The sequence below is a fragment of the Daejeonella sp. genome (assembly GCF_037719425.1).
Taxonomy (GTDB): Bacteria; Bacteroidota; Bacteroidia; order Sphingobacteriales; family Sphingobacteriaceae; genus Daejeonella.
Genome location: NZ_JBBJNI010000201.1, coordinates 1 through 6,006 on the forward strand (window position 1 = coordinate 1; position 6,006 = coordinate 6,006).

At 41.3% G+C, this 6,006-nt stretch carries 6 protein-coding genes; 3 read left to right on the forward strand and 3 right to left on the reverse strand.

Annotated features, from left to right (window positions below; translation table 11 throughout):
- Positions 1–439: 439 nt before the first annotated feature.
- From WKF69_RS18170 to WKF69_RS18180, 3 genes are all read right to left on the reverse strand, one after another.
- The gene (locus WKF69_RS18170) at positions 440–760 is read right to left on the reverse strand and encodes a hypothetical protein (protein ID WP_340383752.1); all 321 of its coding nucleotides are present in this window, start codon (positions 758–760) and stop codon (positions 440–442) included.
- Between the two features lie 185 nt (positions 761–945).
- Positions 946–1,434 carry a hypothetical protein gene (locus WKF69_RS18175; protein ID WP_340383754.1) on the reverse strand — a complete coding sequence of 163 codons (489 nt, stop codon included), beginning with the start codon at positions 1,432–1,434 and terminating at the stop codon, positions 946–948.
- Between the two features lie 25 nt (positions 1,435–1,459).
- Positions 1,460–1,960 (reverse strand): hypothetical protein, encoded by a 501-nt coding sequence (locus tag WKF69_RS18180; protein ID WP_340383756.1) that lies wholly within the window; start codon positions 1,958–1,960, stop codon positions 1,460–1,462.
- Between the two features lie 248 nt (positions 1,961–2,208).
- Here WKF69_RS18180 and WKF69_RS18185 point away from each other — a divergent pair, with 248 nt between their 5' ends.
- The 3 genes from WKF69_RS18185 to WKF69_RS18195 all read left to right on the forward strand — a co-directional run.
- Positions 2,209–3,021, forward strand: coding sequence for a hypothetical protein (locus WKF69_RS18185; RefSeq protein ID WP_340383758.1), 813 nt, complete (start codon positions 2,209–2,211; stop codon positions 3,019–3,021).
- A 74-nt stretch (positions 3,022–3,095) separates the two neighbouring features.
- Positions 3,096–3,701: a hypothetical protein gene (locus WKF69_RS18190; RefSeq protein WP_340383760.1), complete on the forward strand. Its 606-nt coding sequence runs from the start codon at positions 3,096–3,098 to the stop codon at positions 3,699–3,701.
- A 262-nt stretch (positions 3,702–3,963) separates the two neighbouring features.
- Positions 3,964–6,006, forward strand: a 2,043-nt coding sequence (locus WKF69_RS18195; protein ID WP_340383762.1) for a HAMP domain-containing protein, incomplete at its 3' end; no start/stop codon positions are given.

Sequence of the window (6,006 nt, forward strand, 5' to 3'; positions counted from 1 at the left end):
TGCTATTAAGGCTATAAGTAATGAAGCGGATAATATTAACTTTTTCATGGTTGTCTTTTTAAATTGTCAGGGAAGATTTTTCTAATCGTTCCGTGTTATATACTATTCAATCGTCATACCAAAGAGCAATACTGCTTCAAATAGGCCACAAACAAGCATTAATTAACAAACTGAGAATAGGAGTGGGGAATTCATGCGGTGTTTGGGGAATAAGATGGGAAGTTAATCCCCAATTATTGGTCTTGTAGTTCGCATTGTAAATAAAATAAGGGAAGCCCTTCGTATTTAAGAGTTTGAACGGGAAGATGTTGATTTTGGTGGAATAATGACGGGTACTTGATTGAGCTGTAATCGGTAATAGCTTAGATCTCCGAATGCTTACAACTCCTTTCAGGTTGAAAAAAAAGAAAAATCAAAAAAGGTATGGCGATTTAGCATCTTAATTCATGCTGGTTACATAAATCATAGTAACAGATGGTTCCTTCGATGGCGCATCTTTTATCTTAGAAAGAATATTAGAAGTAAAAAATGTATTTGGGGAACTTTCCTCCCGGGAAACGTTAACAGACCATTTTCTATTTGAAATTACTTCACCCATAGATTTTGACTGAGACAGTTCCGCTTTTTTCGAGTTGGCGGGTGAATTATAAGAGATACTTTTCGAATTGTTATCTGCCAGTGTAATAGTAGCAAAAGAGGGGATGCGAATAGTAATTCTTGAACTGGCGGTATTGTTAGGTGAAACAGGACTTTGCGCCATACAAATGCTAGTTGAAGCAAGCAGGAGAAGAAATACAAGAGTTCTATTAAATTTCACTCCTCCTTCTACGCAGAAGAATTTTAAAAGTTACGTTTTGAGTAATAAAATCCCGGATTGGGGAATTATGGGTAAAATCTGCTTGGCTAAAACGTTCGAAGAGTAGTGTGTTTTATGGCTTTTGAGCTTTATAGATTGCTGATCGTATAGATTACCTGAAGGCTGTAGTTTTGGGACGGTGGGTAATTATAACCCGGATTAACTTGGAAATCGATACTTGCTGAACCTGTACCTCGCGCATTTTTAGAACCGCTATTTGCCAGCAGTGATTGATCTAGATTTGATAGAGGAGCATATGGTAGTGTAGCCCCATTCAATCTGTATTTTATCACTGATGCCGGCATAGGAGATCCGGAGACTCCGCCTGTAAAATCAGCACTGCCAGCTTTTATAGTCACAAACCATGCTTTATTAGACCGGTAGGTAAATGTTGTGGCCGCCAGAAGTTCAATTCCATTGTCAATTTTACTCGTTACATTAAAATCGACAACTGGATTGGCTCCTGAGATGATCTGCAGATCTAATACCGTAGGAATCGTTATTGCCACTGTTTTCAACAGATACCTCGTCTGCGCAAATAGGGTCGCCTGAGTTGCGATGAGTAATAGTAGAAACAAATATGTTCTTTTATGTGACATAGCTCTAATACTGACAATAACGAATGTGAAGTGTAAGAGTATGATTACCTGGCTCCTCTTGGAAAGTACTTAACGGATTCCTCGTAATTGTTAGTGTGTGGCTGAGCCCATTCGTAGAAGTAGTAAAATTTGCAACCTCGAGATAAGAATTCGATAAGGTCACGGACGCAGGAGATGTACCTCTGTTGGTCGACGCTATGGTAAATGTATTAATTGGAATCGGAGTATTGGTTGCTGACGCGGTTAAAGCTGTCATCACACCGGCGATGTACAGTCTGTATCTTGCTGTAGATGCAACCGTTATAGTTATTGTGTTAGATGATTGGCTGGCACCAAACGCTGCAAGGGTAGCGAATGTGAACGTAGTATTACCAGTCACAGTCATATTGTTTTTGTTGTTGTTGGGCCCATTATTAAAGCAAATACTAGGCAATGCGGGCTCAGTCTGTGCATTTACGTTAACAGTAACAAACAATGTTAGAAGTAAAAAATATAATATCTTCACGTGGGGTCAGTCTGGTATTCGGTGCGAATGAAATGATAATTAACGATAGTAAAGGCAAAGAAGATGCCAGATAAAATAATTCAAGTCCAAGCTGAGGTAAAACGCACTCTCAGGAGAAATGTTTTCTCCCTAATAAAATAATTCTTTGAAATAAACGTATTTAATTTATTAAATTGCAAATTGTTTTGGAGCGTAGTATTTAAATACGAGGATTGAATCGAACTAACTTTATAGATTATAAAATGAAAATGTTAAAAAAACATTTTATGTATGCCTGCTTTAGCTTCATGATGTTGTTGGGAACATCAGCGGTGGCGCAGCGTATCAATGTAAATCCAACGATCTTAAGTTTCAGTGCAAACGCTGGCGGAATTTCTACACAGATAATTACAATTACAAACCTTTCCGATAAAAAGCAAGCTTACCAGTTAACATTGGGAGATTGGATAAGGGACAGCATTGGGGGACATAAGTATTTCCCCCCTGGAACTACAGAACGTTCTTGTTCTAAATGGATAGCGTTTGATAATTCATTGGTAGAGATAGAGCCGCAAAAATCAAAAGATGTCAGGGTTACCCTGACTGCACCCACAGATATCAAGGAAGTAAGTCAGATGAAATGGTCGATGATCTTCATCCAGAATGTTTTGGAGCAGACCGGCGCGGATGGGAAAGACGCTAAAATGAAAGCCACTATCAGGGAAGTGTACCGTATTGGGATACATGTATATCAAACTCCGGTGGCTTTAAACATCAAAGAAGCCAGGGCCGTAGCTTTAGAGCCTGACAAAATTGAGAAAAATGTTTACAACTTCAGCCTGATCAATACAGGCAAAGCTATGCTGGAGTGTAAGGCTCGCCTTTTACTAACAAATTTATCAAATGGGGAAGAGGTAAAGCTCGATGAATTAGAATTTCCTATTTTTCCAGATGGCAAAAGAATTGTCAAATTACAAATTCCTCCCACTGTTCCTAAGGGCAAATACTCGATGCTGGCAATTTTGGAATATGATTCTGATATGCCCCTCGAAGCAATTGAAAGTTCGGTTGATATAAATTAAGGAAGCGGGCAGACTGGCTTTTTACTGATTATTCACCTTCCGAATATTTTCGAGTTTTATTCGCAGCTCGAATCATGTATGCATACTTCCGATATAATAAGGTTTCAGCTAACCCTTTATCATATAAGACTAATTTGAAACCTGTCGCTTTCATATTACTTTTCCTTATTCACTTTCCGCTTTACGCGCAAGAACCTGATCGACCAGTATATCGCCAGGATCATTCCACACGAGCCGTACCGCCCTTTCTTTCTTCACTCTATAAAAAAAGTGATGAAATAGTATCTTTTCGTGTGAAGTTTGCGGATTCCGATGAAAGATCAGATTATTTTATCCTGACAAAGAAAGGTAATAGTCTTTTAGCTTATAACTATTTTAATAAGGAGCAGGAGTTGACACCCGCAAATTTGTCAAAAGAAAGGCTGCGACTCGTATGGAATACTTTCCTGCAAAACGAACTTTTTTCAGTTCAAGACGAAAAAGACATTCCCAATTTTTGTCCTGCGAAATACCAGATATACAATTCTCATACCTATGAATTCGTTCTTCTTACTAAAGGCACAATGAAAAGACTGTCATATTATGATCCCGAATACTATGATAATGCCTGTTATGGGATGCCGGAACGGAGGAAGATTATTAACAGCGCGTCAGTTATTAATTATGTTTTAGGCCCATAGTTTGACGAAACCTTCAAGTCGGTGACCTCGTAAGAAGTATGAGATTACACACAAAATGTTTTGCCAGAAATCGTTATTTTTATAAAACAATTTTTATAAAAAGAAGTATTGTATCAGTGTGTTGCCCCGGGGTAGTATTCGCGGAACACGTGAGGTGAAATGATTGATTAACTAACTCAAATTACAATGTAGCTATTGCCTTTTCTAACCGGAAGCGCCTCCGCTAAAACCAATTTTATTATAATTCATACGCTCTATATAAATGGAAGTAAAGTCTGACACATTAGAAACCGCTATAAACGGTCTAAACGGTTCTGCTAACAATGCCGAAGAAACACTGGATCTTAAGGTTTTGTTAAACGTTTTGTCAATGGTAAAGAACGGTAACCTGAATATCAGGATGCCCGTTACTCAAGCAGGTATTAACGGCAAGATCTGCGAGGTCTTAAATGATATCATTGATATCAATCAGCGCCTGGTGAGTGAGATATCGTCGGCCGAGAACATTATCGGGAAGAAGGGTAATTTAAGCAAGAGGATCGCGATGCCTGAAGCCAAAGGAGAATGGGCAAAAGGCGTTAACTCTCTCAATAATCTTATAACGGATCTTACATCGCCGGCGCTTGAGATTGCTGGCATGATCAATTCCGTTGCTAACGGAGATCTTGCCAAGCAAATCCCTCTTGAGATTAATGGTCAGCCGTTAAAGGGAGAGTTTTTGAGAATGGCGAAAGAATCTAATCAGATGCTTTCAAAACTCCAATTATTTTCGATGGAAGTTACCCGGGTAGCCCGACAGGTGGGATCTGAAGGTAAGCTCGGAGAACAGGCAAAGATCAAAGGCGTTGCGGGGGTTTGGGCTGAACTAACAGATTCTGTAAATCAGATGGCTGGTAACCTTACTGCTCAGGTAAGGAATGTTGCTGCAGTAACAACTGCGGTTGCCAAGGGTGACCTTTCCAGAAAAATCACTGTTGAGGCAAAGGGTGAGATTCTTGAGCTGAAAAATACTATTAATACCATGGTAGATCAGCTGAACTCATTTTCGTCTGAGGTTACCAGGGTTGCGCTTGAAGTGGGTACAGAAGGAAAGCTCGGTGGTCAGGCGAAAGTTCCCGGTGTTGCTGGTACATGGAAGGATTTAACGGATTCGGTAAACCGTATGGCGGGTAACCTAACCTCGCAGGTACGGAATATAGCGGGTGTAACTACAGCAGTTGCGAATGGTGACCTTTCTAAAAAGATCACGGTTGACGTAAAAGGGGAGATGCTCGAGCTTAAAAAGACGATCAATACAATGGTTGACCAGTTAAACTCGTTCGCCTCAGAGGTGACCCGTGTGGCGCTGGAGGTAGGTACGGAAGGTGAGCTTGGTGGCCAGGCGAAAGTTAAAGGAGTTGGAGGTGTATGGAAGGATCTAACGGATTCTGTAAACCAGATGGGAAGTAACCTTACCGATCAGGTACGGAATATTGCCGGTGTAACTACTGCAGTGGCGAAAGGAGATTTGTCCCGGAAAATTACAGTTGATGCCAAAGGCGAGCTTCTTGAATTGAAAAATACAATCAACACGATGGTGGATCAGTTGAATTCCTTCTCTTCAGAAGTAACTCGTGTGGCGAGGGAAGTAGGTTCGGACGGTCAGTTGGGTGGTCAGGCAAATGTGCCGGGCGTTGGTGGTACGTGGAAAGATCTAACGGATTCGGTGAATCAGATGGCGGGTAACCTAACGGGCCAGGTGCGGAATATAGCGGAGGTAACAACTGCGGTAGCAAAAGGTGACCTTTCTAAAAAGATCACGGTGGATGTAAAAGGGGAGATGTTGGAGCTGAAGATCACGATCAATACGATGGTGGATCAGTTAAACTCATTCGGATCGGAGGTGACGCGTGTTGCGCGTGAGGTAGGTTCTGAAGGACAGCTTGGAGGCCAGGCGAATGTTCCTGGTGTAGGCGGCACCTGGAAGGATTTAACCGATTCGGTTAATAAGATGGCTGATAACCTGACATCACAGGTTCGGAATATTGCGGAGGTGACAACGGCGGTGGCTAAGGGAGATTTGTCCCGTAAAATTACAGTGGATGCCAAAGGTGAGCTTCTCGAGCTTAAGGATACGATCAATACGATGGTGGATCAGCTCAGGGGTTTTGCTTCTGAGGTAACTCGTGTTGCCCGTGAGGTAGGGTCTGAAGGTCAGCTGGGAGGTCAGGCTAACGTACCGGGTGTAGATGGAACGTGGAAGGATTTAACAGATTCGGTTAATAAGATGGCGGGTAATCTTACTGCCCAATTAAGGAATATAGCA